Source organism: Xanthocytophaga flava, assembly GCF_030068545.1.
Classification (GTDB): domain Bacteria; phylum Bacteroidota; class Bacteroidia; order Cytophagales; family 172606-1; genus Xanthocytophaga; species Xanthocytophaga flava.
In genome coordinates, this window is the sequence record NZ_JASJOR010000041.1 from 51,129 (window position 1) to 65,852 (window position 14,724).

The window sequence follows — 14,724 nt, forward strand, 5'->3', positions numbered from 1 at the left end:
CAGCTATATGGCCGATTTCTGGAATGATCTGGTAAATACTGCTTTGTTAGGAACAGACAAGCAGACATTTGATGAAAATCTTTTACCAGAAACAATAAAAAACAGTTTATCACAAGTTGATAAAAAGGATAAAGAGGCTTTATTTTATAAGGCAGCTGCACTCGCCTCTTTCTATAGAAAGGCAGGTAATATGCCTGAAAAGCTGGAAGTTACCGCAGGTCTTCCTGCAGAGGCAGAAGTTCTTTCCTATGCTCCTACTCCGGTTATCTCATTATTACGGAAGATATTCTCATATGATAGTGGAAATCAGGCTTTAGTAGAAAAATGGTTAGATGAAGCTATTCGTAAATCATTGATTATTACACCTGATTTGCTTTTGGCATTATTAAATCTGGGACTGGATAAAAAATACAAACATTTGCAACCAAAAATCCGACAAATTGCAGGTAAGCGAGGATTGTGGATGACTCAGTTTAACTCAGAGTGGAATTACCTGAAAGAAACAGACTATCTACTTTTATGGGAAGAAGGCAAAGCAGCAGAAAGAAAAATTGCTCTTGAAGAAATTCGGAAGAACAATCCAGCACAGGCACGTGAAATTTTGGAAAAATCCTGGGAACAAGAGACTGCCAAGACAAAACTGGAGTTGATAGCTGTACTGAAAAATCAGTTGAGTTCAGATGATGAACCTTTCCTGCAGCAGGTATTCGATGAAATACAAACGGTACGCCAAAAGAAAAAAGATGCTACGCCTGATTTGCTCAAGCAAGTGGTTGAGTTGTTACTAAGCTTGCCAGAATCAAAGCTGAGCCAGGAAATATGGGAGAAGGTGAAACGCTATGTTTATAAGAAAACAGACAGAAAATTGTTGGGACTGGTTTCTGCTGAAAACATAGCTGTAGTCATTCCTGAAAAAGGAGACGATTTTTTTTGTAAGGAAACTATGTGGGAACGGCTAGGTATTCTGGAAGAAAGCCACAATAAAAATGTGTATGTGGATGTTGAAGGATGGTTGTATGAAATAATTTCACGTATTCCTCCTCAACTATGGGAACAACATCTGTCAGCCTCTCCTGTCCAGATAATGGAAGCGTTTAATAAAGGAGAAGGGTTTACTAAAAAGAAAGATAAAGCAAAAGAAGACACAATTGCTTTATATACTGTTGCATTGGCTCAGGCAGCTTATTATCATAACAATAGTGCCTGGGCTAGAAGTTGGTTAGAGTATTATAAAGACGTTTATACTATTCAGCAAACTCATGTAAGTTATCTGTTAAGCTATTTATCAGATGCAGAACTAGAAGAGTTTTATCTCAAACACATAGACTTATCCAATACTGCTACTGACTCACAACGATTGCGTGAAGAGTTACTTAAAAGAAAAGAACATCAGTGGTCATTTGCATTCACACAGTACGTTGTGAAAGCTATGTGTAGTGATCTTACTTCCTATAATTATGGAAATACAGTGTCTTTTCTGATAGAGTCAATACTACATATGCACCCTGACATTGTAAAAGAGAATATCTCCGATTATATGTCTGCCAATGCACCCGGCTGGGTAAGAAGCCAATATGATAAAACGATTGTATTCCCATTACAGGAGATGATGGGTCTCCGAATGGAATTGAAAAAAGTGTTTGAGGGATAAGAAAGAATCATTACAATGGGAATATCAATAAGTATTGATGCAGATCTAAATGGGTATGCTATAAGAGAGTGTGGATCAAACCTTCAATTATCAACATACTGGTTGGTAGTAACTCGAAATTATCGTGATTATGAAGATTCGTTGTTTCAGCAACTCCAGGATCTTCTTAAGATAAACCTTAAACCATTTTCGTATCATCTTATGTATTCTGAAATTGCAGAAATGGAAGAAGATGATGATTTTGATAACGATAAGGCGCATGCAGAAGAAATCAACTACCGGAAGGAACAGAAAGTATATATAAAGAAATGTATGCAAAATCCAGAAAAGGTTTTAAAGATTGCTGAAAGATTCCAGAAAAAAATCATCCATAATCCAGACTTTATCAAGAGTATTGATTGGGAATTTGTCATAGAGAAAGATGATAAGGATGTCTATCTGGATTATTTAACAGGAGATCAGTTTCGGTTAGATATTGCAAACATCATGGAGAGTTTACAATGTTATTGTGATAATGGTGTTGGGAAGGTTTTCTTTCGCATTAGCACATAAGATTTAGAAAATGCCCAATAAGAGTAAAATTTACACTACTACAACCTAAAAAATGAAAACATTAGATATTGTATTATTAGTACCATTAATCTGGGGAGCATATAATGGATATAAAAAAGGATTATTGATGTCATTTGTTGCGATTGCCGCTTTTGTGATAGCAGTCGTTCTTGGATTTCGATTATTACATGCTGGTATCGAATGGCTTGCTCCTTATCTAAGTGGAGTGCCACGTCGAATACTTCCCTATATTGGTTTTTCAACTTTGTTCTTTCCTATTATATTTTTGGTAACCAAACTGGGGCAAATGCTGCGTAATGCCTGGAAGTATACTCTGATTGGAAGTTTTGACAGTATTGCAGGAGCCATAGTAGGCCTGACTCTGTGGGCATTTGGTGCAAGTGTAGTGATTTGGTTGATTACAGCCATAGGAATCAGAATCCCTGCTGATGCTCGGGAGCATACATTCGTGTATCCGGTTGTAGAACCGATTGCTCCGATAGTTATTAATAAAGCTTCGGGATTACTACCAGCTGGCGAAAATTTGTTACAACGCTTAAAAAAACGGATTGATGAAGCATAGACAATATCAATAAAAGGCATCTTCGATATGGACAAGTTCTATAGAATTGCCAAGAGTAATTGCAATGATATCAAAACGAATGTCATGCAGCCAGTTGGTGTTATGAATATACTCATCAGCTGCTGCATGAATTTGGTTTCGTTGTGTAGAAGATACGAATGTTTCAGGCTCGCCAAACTCTGTACCTGAACGGGTTTTTACCTCTACAAATATCAAACAGGAATCTTTGCGTACGATCAGATCTATCTCTGCTCGTTTGTATCGAAAATTTCGTGTAACAATTTCAAATCCTTTACTTTGCAACCACTCTGCTGCCTGGTCTTCTCCCCGATTACCAGTTTGTTTGGTTTTGGAATATTTCATAGCTAATGGTACAATTATATCTGGATATAGATGGCGTCTTATTGACCAAAGACCAGAAACTCCCTGAGGGAGTGTATGAATTGTTGGATTATATACTTGCTACTTTTGATTGTTATTGGCTTACCACACATTGCAAAGGCCATGCTGATACAGCTATTACATATCTGTCAAAATTTTATTCAAGTGAATATCTTGAAAAACTAAAACAAGTAAAGCCTACGAACTGGGATACACTAAAAACCGAAGCTATTGACTATACTGCGTCCTTTGTATGGCTAGATGATTTTCCTTTTGAATCAGAGAAAAATAGTTTAGCCAAGAAAGGTGTTTTGGACAGACTAATCATAGTGAATTTAAAAGAATCCTTTGCTTTACAAAATCTTTTGATACAACTAAAATCTTTGGCCAATGCCTGATGCAGATATATACTATAATGTACCTTTATGTAAACAAAGTTTAGAATGGAAGATCTTTTAAAAGGCTACTTAGATCAATTGAGGCGTGGATTAGAGCTTGGAAAAGATCTTGTTGTAAAACCACCAGTTAAAGAAATCCGAAATGTAGTTATTGCAGGTATGGGAGCCTCTGGAACTGGAGCTTCTATAGTGCACTCTGTAACTGCTGATAGTATACAGATACCTGTGGTCTTGATTCAAAGTTATGATCTCCCTGCCTTTGTCAATGAGCATACATTATTTATCGCATCTTCTTTTTCAGGAACAACAGAAGAAGTCATATCTACATTAACTCAAGCTATTGTTCGGAATGCAACAATAGTCTGTCTTACTACTGGTGGTAAATTACTTGAAATTGCTCAGCAGAATGGACTTACAATTGCTAAGATTCCATTTAAAGAACCGCATTCAAGAGCTTTTATTGGATACTCGGTTATCCAATTATTATTTTTGCTTAAACAGTATTCTCTTATTTCAGACTGGTTTATTCCTCAGATTGAAGCAGCTATTGAATTGATTGATGAAAGAGAATACTTTATTGATGATGGTGCTAAAAATGTGGCTGAATTTTTAAAAGGAAAACTTCCTGTAATGTATGGAGATGCGAAGTTTGGACCTGTATTACATTGGCTTCAGCAACAAATTAATACAACTAGTAAACAGTTTGCCCATACCAATCTAATTCCGGAATTGAATCACAATGAGATAGAAGGATGGATGCATCCTGCTACACTATTGGAAAGTACTATGATTGTAATGCTGACTACAACTCTTGATCATCCGCGTATCCAATTACGAATTGATGAAACTCGTCAGATCATCTATAAACACTCAGCAGGAATCATAGAGGTAATTTTATTATATGGAAATTCTCTATTAGAACAGATGTTATATGCTATTAATCTGTTTGACTGGATATCTTTCTATCTGGCAAAGGAAAATAATGTAGATCCGCTAGTGCTAAAAAATATTTCAGAATTAAAAGACCAGATGAGTAAGCAATAATTATCCTAGACAACTTCAATGACTACAGGTTACGCTTTATAGGATTACAATGTTCTATTGTAGCAGAGGTTATACCTTTGTGCAACTTTCAGAAAATGACATATGTTTTCCTAAGTAAGAGTATCATTATCTATGTGCTTATATGAATCCAAAAATCAATAAAAGTGTGCAGTATCAGCATTTAGGATTGGCTGATTATCAGAAAATATGGGATTATCAAACAGAATTGTTTCAGCAGATCCTGGATGTAAAAACACAGAATCGTGATCTGCCACCAGAAAGCCAATTAGAGACGCCCAATTTTCTGTTATTTTGTGAACATCCTCATGTGTATACATTAGGACGAAATGGTAAAGCGGATAACTTATTGCATGCAGTAGATACTCTTGCAGACATAGGTGCTACCTATTACCATAGTAATCGTGGAGGAGATATTACCTATCACGGACCTGGACAGATTGTTGTATACCCTATTCTTGATCTGGAAAACTTTTTTACGGATATCCATAAATACATGCGTCTACTTGAGGAGGCGGTTATACGTACATTAGCTTACTATAAAGTAGATGCAGGACGAATAACTGGTCTAACAGGAGTATGGATAGATTACGTAGAACAAAAGCAACCACGAAAAATATGTGCAATGGGTGTAAAAACCAGTCGTTGGGCTACCATGCATGGCCTTGCACTAAATATTACTACAGATCTTTCTTATTTCAATAACATTGTTCCTTGTGGTATTTCTGATAAAGCAGTTACTTCCCTAGCTAAAGAAATTGGCCAGGTACCCAATATGGCTGAAGTTGAAGCTTTATTACTTAAACATATATCATCCCTTTTCGAAATGGAGTTGACCATGAAAGAATCTGTGTCAATACTTTCCTCTCCAATGTAAATTGAAGTAATCAGAATTCTGATAAAATATTTGTTGTATGTAGTTTATGTCACAAATTAAAAAGAGATCAAAACTCTGATTAGTTTATAAAAATATCGAAGTTCTGATAATAGTTCGAGGTTATCAGAAATCTGATGGCTTTCGTATACAATCAGATTTTTGATATTTTCTTTGCCTACGCATACTTTGCTGTAGAGAATTCGATTATTATTTTAAAAGCTGCATTACTGCTTCATCTCCTACTATCGCATTCTCTGGCCGGGGATGACGTTTATCAAAGACAGCAAGTTGATTCGCTGATAAAATAGTATTCATACTTTCATCAACCTGCCCGCCCTTCATTACTTTGTGTAAATCCAGTTTCAAATGTTTGGCAAGAAATGAATAGGCGGTTAAACGTTTGGATAGACCATAGTCATGTTTTTCATTGGTGTAATGCGAATTCTCAACCAGGTTACCAGCATTATAGTATTGATAAATATTTTGAATATAGGGATATTCTAATTCTGGAGTATATTTGGTCCAGTCTGCACCATCTGAAACAAGTAACATAGGACGTGGTGCTGCCAGTGCTGCAATTTCTACATTACTGGTTTGATGAGTAGATCGCTTATGTATAGGCATACCGCTTTCACAGACACAACCACCAAAAAAATAGCCTGATACCTGGACAACAGGTACAGAAACAGTAATTCGTGGTTCAATAGCCGTAAGCAAAAAGGCTTGCGTCCCTCCTCCTGATTCACCGGTTATAGCTGTCCGATTAGGATCTGCTTCTGGCAATGACAATAAAAAATCCAGTGCACGAATGCTGTTCCATGTTTGTAATGGCAATGCTTTCGGAATCTTATGTATACACTGTTTTGAATCACCATAACCTATCATATCATAAGCAAATACAATTGCACCCATTCGGGCTAATGTTGCACATCGGTTTTGTAGTTGTTCATGAAATCGCCCATCAGGATTATTCCCATGACCATGAGTACAGAGTATCACAGGCACTTTGGCTTGTTTTTTTAATGGACGATACAGATTACCTGTTACATAAAAACCAGGCAGGCTTTCAAAGGCAACATTCTCCACTGAGTAGCCACTGAGTATTTTTTTACTATGGACAATAGGATTTAGTATTGTTTTCTGAGGAAGAGGCGATAGATTCATTCCTTCCAAAATGCCTTTACGGATCAAATTGGCTCGTTGTTCCCAGGAAGTTTTGTCAGTATATAGTTGGCCAAACTGCTGATGAACCTTCACTGCCTGATCTTCTGTAAAAAAGGCTCCCTGGCAAAGTTCTGGCTTCTCTGGATTAAACTGTGCCCATACTTGAGTAGTAAGCAGGAAGAATAAAAGCTTTTTCATTATTTTCAGCATTGATCCACTGAAAATAATGAAAAAGCCGATGAGATGTTTAACAATTTGGTAAATGAATACACAGTAAAAACAATATCTTTGCGCAGCGAAAACATCTCATTGCATTGTGTCTGTTCAATCTCCTGTTATAGAAGAACCACGTCTGTTTACAGTTTCCTTTGGTTTACTGTGTTTAAGTTCTTTTCTATTTTTTGCCAGCTTTAATATGATGGTTCCCGAGCTACCTGATTACCTAACGGAATTAGGTGGAGCTGAATACAAAGGGTTGATCATCAGTCTATTTACTTTAACAGCATTATTATCCAGACCTTTCAGTGGGAAACTGACTGATACTGTTGGAAGAGTCCCTATTATGGCATTTGGGTCTCTGGTATGTTTTATTTGTGGATTCCTGTATCCTATTTTCCATACAATTGCTGGTTTTTTGTTGTTGCGACTAGTTCATGGATTTTCAACAGGATTTAAACCAACTGCAACATCTGCGTATGTAGCAGATATAGTACCTCTTAGTCGACTAGGGGAAGCTATGGGATTATTGGGGATGAGTGGTACATTAGGTTCTTCTATCGGACCTGCTATTGGAGATTGGTTTACAATTACCTTTTCACGAAATGTAATGTTCTATTCTTCATCAGGCCTAGCGCTTATGTCTATTGCCATCCTGATGGGAATGAAAGAAACTTTGATTACAAGAGAGCGTTTTCAACTAAAGCATCTGAAGATTTCATGGAAAGATATGTATGAGCCTGCTGTTTTGCGGCCTTCTATAGTCTATTTTCTTTTTTGCTTTTGCTATGGTGCCATTCTGACAATAGGACCAGATTTAAGTAGATACCTGGGTATCAATAATCGGGGTTTATTTTTTACCTGTTTCACTTTATCATCTTTAATAACCCGTTTTGGAGCTGGAAGAGTCTCAGATCGTCATGGTCGTGAGAGCGTAATGAAGGTGGGTGTTTCATTAATGGCGTTCTCAATGCTTCTAATCGGCTTAGCAGATTCTCCTTTGTTTTTACTTACAGGTTCTGTTGTATATGGAATTGCTCTAGGAATTTGCTCACCTACAGTACAAGCCTGGACTATAGATTTAGCCCCTGAAGATGGTCGCGGACGAGCGGTTGCTACTATGTATATAGCATTAGAAGCAGGTATTGGTTTGGGTGCCCTGTTATCTGCCTGGTTATATGACAATGATTCCTCCAAATTTGGGATGGCGTTTTATGTGATGGGTATCATTACTTTGGTAGGATGGTTTTATATGGTAAAAACTGGAAAAAAGAAATTACCTCAATAAGCCGACTTTCACGATGGAAAAGCAATCCTTTGAAAATTTTGTTTGTCAGAACTTCAAAGAAAAGTATCAACAGGTAGCTCTTCAAATGATCAAACCTACAATCCGTTTACACACTGAGGTAAAAAGCGAAGCCGAAATTCCTATTGGTTATACTAAAATTGGTGGATATCCAGATTTACCACCGGAGTTTGAATGGCCTGCCTCAAAATATACAAATGAACCATTATGGTTTGTCGCTCAAATCAAATTAGAGGAAGTAAAAGATTGGGATAAAGAGAAGATGTTACCCATAACTGGCATTTTGTATTTCTTTGCTATATATGATCATGGTCATGTGATGTATTTTGATGGCGATACTACAACATTAATACGAAGATCTGCACCTATAGAATTACAGCTAGGGAAAAGAAATTGGTTGCAGCGAATATTTACAAGAGAAGAGCGGAAAATATTTCCTGCATGTAGTGTGTCAATAAGAACAGAATATACACTTCCTTATTGGCCAGCTTTATATAAAGCTCTTAGTGGAGATTATTCGAAGGAAGAGGATGTTGTATTGGATATTGACAACTATTTTTATGACCAGGAATTACTACTTAATGAGAAAGAACATATTAGCCGACATTTACTTCTTGGTTATGCTACTCCCATTCAATCTGAGTACATTGAATCTAGCCCAGTAACAGAGGTTGTGGATTGGGATAAACTAAGAAAGGAAGATATTGCAAAGATTAATGAATGGTGTCTGCTCTTTCAAGTAGATAGTGATGATAATACAAAAATGAATTGGGTTGATGGAGGGCGAATTTACTTTTTAATAGAGAAGGATAAGCTGGCAAAAAAAGATTTTACAAATGTATATGTGACAATGGAGTGTTATTGACTTCCCTATTTCTCATAAGCCCCGATATCGGGTTTAGAATCACGGGGTTTTCCTTTAAGATCTGATGTAACTCCAAGATTTTCTCCCGCATCAACCAGAGGTGATGCTTCCTGAGGTAAAAAATTGAGTTGTGTAATATTGGCAAAGTCCGGATCTATGGAAAGCAGATTAGTTGCATTATATATTAATGCATTCGCAGGTGTTTTTAGCAGGTTATGTGAAAAATTCTGAGTAAAGGTATGGTTAGTATTTTGAACAAAGTCTACTTCATTGGCCAGAGTACCCCATACAACCGTATTTTTTACTTCACAGAAGAGATTGTTTTCCCGATCAACACTATTAAATTTTACATAGTCAGAAAAAAGCAAAGCTCCATTTTCTCGCTGGAGTAAATAGTATGTACCTACTAACGTACAATGCCATAAACGATAATTTCCTCCTCCTAGCCCTGCAAAATAAAATTCACCACATTGTGTAATACGTGTATTAATTGCATGTACATCAGATTCAATTCCTAAAATTCCCGACTGGCGAGCATATTGAATAATGGTATTTTGTATCGTTACATCTGTTTCAGAATCGTTATCTGGAGAGTCTATAAAGATAGCATTGGTGGCATTACGTATCTGAACAAAATTCAATAAACTACCTTTATTTGAACCTCGAAATAATAATCCTGTCCATAAGCCTGATGCTTCCCTATAGTCACCATCCTGTCGGAACCCCATAAATTGAATAGGCTCACTAGCTGTTCCATTAGCTTTCAGAGTACCATTTACAACCAATGCAGCATTATTGTAAGCATAAATCTTTGTACCTTTTTCAATAGTTAACTGACAATTCTCAGAAACTGTAACGGAGTCAAATAGTATATAGGGCTTTTCTGCTGTCCAGGTTTGATTACAATTCAGATGTTTCTCATTTACAAAAACTGCATCCTGTCCCCAGGCGAGTAACTTAATATTAGGGATAGTATCCTGCATGTCAAACATTAGAGAGTCATACAATACAAATGCTTTGGATGAATCTCTGGAAGGAATATCCATCTTTACCATAACAAGTAAACTATCCCCTCCCCGCAACTCAATATTTTTGGCAGAGGTGATCGGGCGGCCACTTACAATAATAGAGTAAGGTGATGCTGGATTTCCCAAATGTACAGACTTTATAAGAACTGCATTTTTATTGGGATTTCGGACAAAGAAGTATTCCGTTGTGGTGGTGAGGGCAGTGAAGACAGTATCAAACACAATGGCATCTTCTGAAAATGTGACAGGTTTAGGATTGCCGGTCAGAATTTCATCCTGAGGTTTACAAGATACTATACAAAGTGTAAGCAGAATTAATAAGCAAATGTATTTCCCGAGAAAACGCATAAGTCTCACAAGTATTTTAATTCGAAAATAGCCTAAATATTCGCTGTAGAATAAAAATAGATAGGGTTGAATCGTGGTTTGATCGGGAATATACAGTATTATTTTGCTTCGATGCCATTGGAAGAATACATAGTTACTACATTTCTATGCTTTTCTTACACAGCTCCTTCTTTCAATTTTTCAGCATTATCTGCCATTCGGAGTTGCTCAATAAATGGTAAAATCTCTCCATTCATTACAACAGGCAGATTATAGACTGTGAAGCCAATCCGATGATCTGTTACTCGCCCCTGCGGATAGTTGTACGTCCGTATTTTCTCAGAGCGGTCCCCTGTAGATACAAGACTTTTCCGATGGCTGGCTATCTCCGCTTCCTGTTTCCGAACTTCTTCTTCATACAATCTGGTACGAAGCATCTGCATCGCTTTTTCACGGTTTCCTAACTGAGAACGTTCTGTTTGGCATACTACAACTGTTCCTGTTGGAACGTGTGTCAGCATTACCTTTGTTTCTACTTTGTTAACGTTCTGACCTCCTGCTCCACCACTTCGGGCAAACTGCATTTTGATGTCGCTTTCTCTGAGTTCAAAATCAATCTCATCAGCTTCTGGCATCACTACAACTGTTGCAGCTGAAGTATGTACACGTCCTTGAGTTTCTGTGTCCGGAACTCGTTGCACCCGATGTACACCCGATTCATATTTTAACATTCCGTATACGTCTTCACCTGATATTGTGGCTGTTATCTCTTTATACCCTCCCATAGTTCCTTCTGTAAAGTCTGCAAGATCTATTTTCCAGCCCTGATTCTCTGCAAAACGTTGATACATACGGAAAAGATCTCCTGCAAAAATAGCTGCTTCATCTCCTCCAGTACCTCCTCTAATTTCCAGTATGATATTTCGACTATCATTGGGATCTTTTGGAATGAGAAGATTTCGGATATTCTGTTCCATTTCTTCTTTTCTAGGGGAGAGTTCATCCAGCTCTATTTTGGCCATTTCCCGGAATTCCTCATCTTTTTCTGTCTCCAGTACTTGCTTTGCACTCTCAATATTGCCTAAGAGTGTTTGATAGGAGTGATACTCTTTGACAATTTTTTCGAGGTCTTTGTATTCTTTGCTGAGTTTGGAAAACCGATGACGGTCTGCAACTATAGATGGATCTGTGAGCTGTTGACCCACTTCATTAAACCGATGTTCAATAGCTTCTAATTTATCTAACATAAACAGTATATAAGCTTACTAGTCAGAATGCATAAATCAGGAAAACGAGATCTCCGTCAAAAATGCTCATGATAAGTAGGATAAGTGATAGATGAAACACAAAATTAATCAATAAACTTTACTTATTGAGGGTGAAATAATACATATATCACCTAAAATCTTACGTGCAAAGTACAGATAGTTCATTCACATTTCATTAGAAGAGAGAATCAAAGCATAGATATCAATATCATGCAAAATAGCAAAAAACTACTACAGGTAGGTTGGATGAGAATAACACGATTTTCGCAAGTAAGTGAACAACTATATTTGTTGTCTAAAAATCAACAACCCTTTTTATTAACGACTATGAGAAAAACTCTTCTATTATTTGTTTTAATGCTGTTGGCACTCCCCAACAAACTTTGGGCCCAGGAGAATGATTACCGTATACACGCTGTATTCTTATATAACTTCACCAAGTATGTACAGTGGCCAAGTGCAGGGCAATCAGGAGATTTCGTTATTGGTGTAGTGGGCAACTCATCTATTTATGATGAACTGGTAAAGATAACCAATGGCAAAATGGCTGGTACACAGAAAATTGTTGTAACAAAGTTTAAATCGGCTGATGCAATTACTAATTGCCAGATGTTGTTTGTTTCTTCGCAGGTTAACTTCGAAAATGTGCAATCAAAACTTGCAGGTAAGCCTGTATTGTTAATCACAGAGAAACCAGGACTTGCTCAAAAAGGCAGCAACATAAACTTTGTGATTAAGGAAAACAAATGGCGCTTTGAATTAAATGAAAACTCTACCCGCCAGGCTGGATTAAAAGTATCTGCTGAATTGTCTAAACTAGCTATTAGTGTTTAATCCTTTATATGTTGGTGGCCCATTAAAACATTTGTATTAGATTGATCTTTTCTGAGCAGAAATAATAATATAGCCTCATACATAGTGTATGAGGCTCTTCTGTTTAAGAGAAAGAAGATGATTACTCAACTATTGTAGTAAGTATTCCTATAGGTGAAATACTAATCTGGATTTCATCCCCACTATGTAATGTAAACTCATTAGGAGGCACAATACCTGTCCCTGTCATTAGGTAACAACCCTGTGGAAAAGAACACTCCCGATAAAGATAGTCAACAAGCTCTGTATGCTGGCGTTTCATCTGGTCAAGAGTTATTTTGCCATAGAAAACAGGATGTTTATCTCTCTTAATCTCCATCTGAATAGCTGTATCGGATGATAAGGGTTTTTGAGGTACATACAAGCAAGGGCCTAATCCTGCACAGCCATCATATACTTTTGCCTGAGGGAGATACAACGGGTTTTCGCCTTCAATACTGCGGGAACTCATATCATTCCCAATTGTATAGCCTACAATTTTTCCATTTGAATTTATAAAAAGAGTTAGTTCCGGCTCCGGTACATTCCACACAGAGTCTTTTCGAATTCGAACCTTTTCATTCGGACCTGTCACCCGATAAGATGTTGCTTTAAAAAAGATTTCCGGCCGATCTGCTTCATATACTTTATCATAAAAAGTACCTCCTCCTGAATCTTTGGATTCTTCCATGCGGGCTACTTTGCTACGAATATAGGTAACACCAGCTGCCCATACTTCCTGTGTACCAATAGGTGGTAAAATAGTGTGTTGGCTAAGAATATCAGAAACACCTACAGGATATTTATTTTGAATAGTTACTTGCAGAAACTCATATAATTCATCCCTGTTTACCAGAGTATCCCAGTCATAATAAGGTGAATCATATACTATTCCTTCATTTTCAATAAAAATAGCAGTAGTAGTGCGGTAAATCTTCATAAGTAGAGATAGTTTACCTGCAAAAGATACTACTTTAGAAAATGTTATAGAAGAATATTATAGAAATTCTGAGAATTATATAAACAAATATTATCTAGCTTTTGAGAAAAACGTCCAGGTTAATTCTTCTGGAAATAGCCAAATAATTTCCTATAGCAAAGATTTCATAATCATAATTGTAGTTAGTCAAAGGATACAATCCATTACGCATGATTCTGAATAAAGAATAGTTACCACTTAATAAATTGAAGAAATCTTCAAAGTAGGTTCTGGAATCTATATTCCGACTACCAAATTCAAACTGAATAAAATCAATCTGTTGTGATTCCAATAGTTTTTTACCTCCCTTAAGAACCGCCAGCTCATTTCCTTCAACATCTATTTTCATGAAATGAATGTGAGAAATATTTTCAGTTAAACAAAATTCACTCAAACATTTAATCTCAATTTCTGTTTGGCCATCATACTTATTGATTACATCATCTCTTTTGGAATACAAAGAGTTGAGTGTGCTATCTTGTGAACTAGTAAAAAAAGTTAGACTTCCAGGTGTATCGCCCAATCCGAATGGGTAAAAGGAAATATGTGGGTGAGATGCAAGCTTTTGAGAAAGGATTTGGAATGTTGTAGGTAAAGGTTCAAAACATTTCAAATCCATTTGTTCACCAAAATTCTGGACAAGGTATTGTGCATACTGTCCTTCATTTGCACCAACATCTAAAATAAGAGGCTTAATCTGATTTTTATCAAAATACTTATATAGTTTTTCGACTAACCATTCTTCTCCACTATCATTTATAGAGCGATGTCTAAGATTAAACCCTTTAATACTAATCCCATATAGAAAGCCAAAAAAAGACTGAAATTGCTTCTTCCCATAGATAGGGTTTAGTATCAAATCAATGAGTATAACGAGAATTTTTTTCATAAATAAATCCGGATTTTTAAACATGATAACACTATACTATTATCATGTTTTAGAAAAGTTCTCAGAATGATAGGGATTAGTTGAAGAGCTAGGAATTGTACTAAATTTATTTTTAATCTTTAAAAATGTTTTTCCAAAAAAATCATAATGTAGGCTTCCCTATAAAGTGAGCCAGTCGTAATTAGAGCCTAGCTGGCATTGACGTCCACCCAAATTTAAGACCGGTCAGAAGTGGAAAAATCGGCGGTGTTGAATAGTTGCGATTGCTCGTCCATCTGGCAAGGTGTGAGTCCTTTCAATGAGCTGTGAGGCCGGAACTGGTTGTA

Annotated in this window: 15 protein-coding genes; 9 read left to right on the forward strand and 6 right to left on the reverse strand. The window is 36.7% G+C overall.

What is annotated here, in order from left to right; translation table 11 throughout:
• Positions 1-7: 7 nt before the first annotated feature.
• The 3 genes from QNI15_RS35105 to QNI15_RS35115 are packed head-to-tail and all read left to right on the forward strand — an operon-like array spanning position 8 to position 2,786.
• Positions 8-1,651 (forward strand): DUF5691 domain-containing protein, encoded by a 1,644-nt coding sequence (locus tag QNI15_RS35105; RefSeq protein ID WP_314036521.1) that lies wholly within the window; start codon positions 8-10, stop codon positions 1,649-1,651.
• Between the two features lie 15 nt (positions 1,652-1,666).
• A complete protein-coding gene (locus QNI15_RS35110) occupies positions 1,667-2,203 on the forward strand; it encodes a hypothetical protein (protein WP_313992313.1) in 537 nt (178 codons plus the stop codon).
• A 52-nt stretch (positions 2,204-2,255) separates the two neighbouring features.
• Positions 2,256-2,786: a CvpA family protein gene (locus tag QNI15_RS35115; RefSeq protein ID WP_313992310.1), complete on the forward strand. Its 531-nt coding sequence runs from the start codon at positions 2,256-2,258 to the stop codon at positions 2,784-2,786.
• 6 nt (positions 2,787-2,792) lie between these two features.
• Here QNI15_RS35115 and QNI15_RS35120 read toward each other — a convergent pair whose 3' ends face one another.
• The gene (locus QNI15_RS35120) at positions 2,793-3,149 is read right to left on the reverse strand and encodes a YraN family protein (RefSeq protein WP_313992307.1); all 357 of its coding nucleotides are present in this window, start codon (positions 3,147-3,149) and stop codon (positions 2,793-2,795) included.
• Positions 3,150-3,154: 5 nt separating this feature from the next.
• On the opposite strand from QNI15_RS35120, the gene QNI15_RS35125 reads away from it, so the two are divergent.
• From QNI15_RS35125 to lipB, 3 genes are all read left to right on the forward strand, one after another.
• The gene (locus QNI15_RS35125; RefSeq protein WP_314036523.1) at positions 3,155-3,565 is read left to right on the forward strand and encodes a hypothetical protein; all 411 of its coding nucleotides are present in this window, start codon (positions 3,155-3,157) and stop codon (positions 3,563-3,565) included.
• A 45-nt stretch (positions 3,566-3,610) separates the two neighbouring features.
• On the forward strand, positions 3,611-4,609 hold the full coding sequence (locus QNI15_RS35130; RefSeq protein WP_314036525.1) for a bifunctional phosphoglucose/phosphomannose isomerase: 999 nt from the start codon (positions 3,611-3,613) through the stop codon (positions 4,607-4,609).
• Between the two features lie 142 nt (positions 4,610-4,751).
• Positions 4,752-5,504: a lipoyl(octanoyl) transferase LipB gene (gene lipB, locus QNI15_RS35135; protein WP_314036527.1), complete on the forward strand. Its 753-nt coding sequence runs from the start codon at positions 4,752-4,754 to the stop codon at positions 5,502-5,504.
• A 207-nt stretch (positions 5,505-5,711) separates the two neighbouring features.
• Here the strand turns inward: lipB and QNI15_RS35140 are convergent, their stop codons facing one another.
• A complete protein-coding gene (locus tag QNI15_RS35140; protein ID WP_314036529.1) occupies positions 5,712-6,866 on the reverse strand; it encodes an alpha/beta hydrolase family protein in 1,155 nt (384 codons plus the stop codon).
• A 118-nt stretch (positions 6,867-6,984) separates the two neighbouring features.
• Here QNI15_RS35140 and QNI15_RS35145 point away from each other — a divergent pair, with 118 nt between their 5' ends.
• Both QNI15_RS35145 and QNI15_RS35150 read left to right on the forward strand, forming a co-directional pair.
• A complete protein-coding gene (locus QNI15_RS35145) occupies positions 6,985-8,172 on the forward strand; it encodes an MFS transporter (protein WP_314036531.1) in 1,188 nt (395 codons plus the stop codon).
• A gap of 85 nt (positions 8,173-8,257) precedes the next feature.
• Complete coding sequence (locus tag QNI15_RS35150) at positions 8,258-9,055, forward strand: YwqG family protein (RefSeq protein ID WP_314036533.1); 798 nt, start codon at positions 8,258-8,260, stop codon at positions 9,053-9,055.
• A 5-nt stretch (positions 9,056-9,060) separates the two neighbouring features.
• On the opposite strand, the gene QNI15_RS35155 is transcribed toward QNI15_RS35150, so the two are convergent.
• Together QNI15_RS35155 and prfA are read right to left on the reverse strand one after the other, a co-directional pair.
• The gene (locus QNI15_RS35155) at positions 9,061-10,431 is read right to left on the reverse strand and encodes a choice-of-anchor Q domain-containing protein (RefSeq protein WP_313992285.1); all 1,371 of its coding nucleotides are present in this window, start codon (positions 10,429-10,431) and stop codon (positions 9,061-9,063) included.
• A gap of 155 nt (positions 10,432-10,586) precedes the next feature.
• Complete coding sequence (gene prfA / locus QNI15_RS35160) at positions 10,587-11,657, reverse strand: peptide chain release factor 1 (RefSeq protein WP_313992283.1); 1,071 nt, start codon at positions 11,655-11,657, stop codon at positions 10,587-10,589.
• A 348-nt stretch (positions 11,658-12,005) separates the two neighbouring features.
• Here prfA and QNI15_RS35165 point away from each other — a divergent pair, with 348 nt between their 5' ends.
• Positions 12,006-12,512: a YfiR family protein gene (locus QNI15_RS35165; RefSeq protein WP_313992281.1), complete on the forward strand. Its 507-nt coding sequence runs from the start codon at positions 12,006-12,008 to the stop codon at positions 12,510-12,512.
• Between the two features lie 121 nt (positions 12,513-12,633).
• Here QNI15_RS35165 and QNI15_RS35170 read toward each other — a convergent pair whose 3' ends face one another.
• Both QNI15_RS35170 and QNI15_RS35175 read right to left on the reverse strand, forming a co-directional pair.
• On the reverse strand, positions 12,634-13,470 hold the full coding sequence (locus QNI15_RS35170; RefSeq protein WP_313992279.1) for a fumarylacetoacetate hydrolase family protein: 837 nt from the start codon (positions 13,468-13,470) through the stop codon (positions 12,634-12,636).
• Positions 13,471-13,564: 94 nt separating this feature from the next.
• Complete coding sequence (locus tag QNI15_RS35175) at positions 13,565-14,422, reverse strand: FkbM family methyltransferase (RefSeq protein WP_314036534.1); 858 nt, start codon at positions 14,420-14,422, stop codon at positions 13,565-13,567.
• Positions 14,423-14,724: the final 302 nt, after the last annotated feature.

What these genes read in the sequence shown, in the direction of transcription:
- QNI15_RS35105 (WP_314036521.1), top strand. Translation starts at nt 8, where the DNA reads ATGGCCGATTTCTGGAATGATCTGGTAAATACTGCTTTGTTAGGAACA.
- QNI15_RS35110 (WP_313992313.1), top strand. Translation starts at nt 1,667, where the DNA reads ATGGGAATATCAATAAGTATTGATGCAGATCTAAATGGGTATGCTATA.
- QNI15_RS35115 (WP_313992310.1), top strand. Translation starts at nt 2,256, where the DNA reads ATGAAAACATTAGATATTGTATTATTAGTACCATTAATCTGGGGAGCA.
- QNI15_RS35120 (WP_313992307.1), bottom strand. Translation starts at nt 3,149, where the DNA reads ATGAAATATTCCAAAACCAAACAAACTGGTAATCGGGGAGAAGACCAG.
- QNI15_RS35125 (WP_314036523.1), top strand. Translation starts at nt 3,155, where the DNA reads ATGGTACAATTATATCTGGATATAGATGGCGTCTTATTGACCAAAGAC.
- QNI15_RS35130 (WP_314036525.1), top strand. Translation starts at nt 3,611, where the DNA reads ATGGAAGATCTTTTAAAAGGCTACTTAGATCAATTGAGGCGTGGATTA.
- lipB (WP_314036527.1), top strand. Translation starts at nt 4,752, where the DNA reads ATGAATCCAAAAATCAATAAAAGTGTGCAGTATCAGCATTTAGGATTG.
- QNI15_RS35140 (WP_314036529.1), bottom strand. Translation starts at nt 6,866, where the DNA reads ATGAAAAAGCTTTTATTCTTCCTGCTTACTACTCAAGTATGGGCACAG.
- QNI15_RS35150 (WP_314036533.1), top strand. Translation starts at nt 8,258, where the DNA reads ATGATCAAACCTACAATCCGTTTACACACTGAGGTAAAAAGCGAAGCC.
- QNI15_RS35155 (WP_313992285.1), bottom strand. Translation starts at nt 10,431, where the DNA reads ATGCGTTTTCTCGGGAAATACATTTGCTTATTAATTCTGCTTACACTT.
- prfA (WP_313992283.1), bottom strand. Translation starts at nt 11,657, where the DNA reads ATGTTAGATAAATTAGAAGCTATTGAACATCGGTTTAATGAAGTGGGT.
- QNI15_RS35165 (WP_313992281.1), top strand. Translation starts at nt 12,006, where the DNA reads ATGAGAAAAACTCTTCTATTATTTGTTTTAATGCTGTTGGCACTCCCC.
- QNI15_RS35170 (WP_313992279.1), bottom strand. Translation starts at nt 13,470, where the DNA reads ATGAAGATTTACCGCACTACTACTGCTATTTTTATTGAAAATGAAGGA.
- QNI15_RS35175 (WP_314036534.1), bottom strand. Translation starts at nt 14,422, where the DNA reads ATGTTTAAAAATCCGGATTTATTTATGAAAAAAATTCTCGTTATACTC.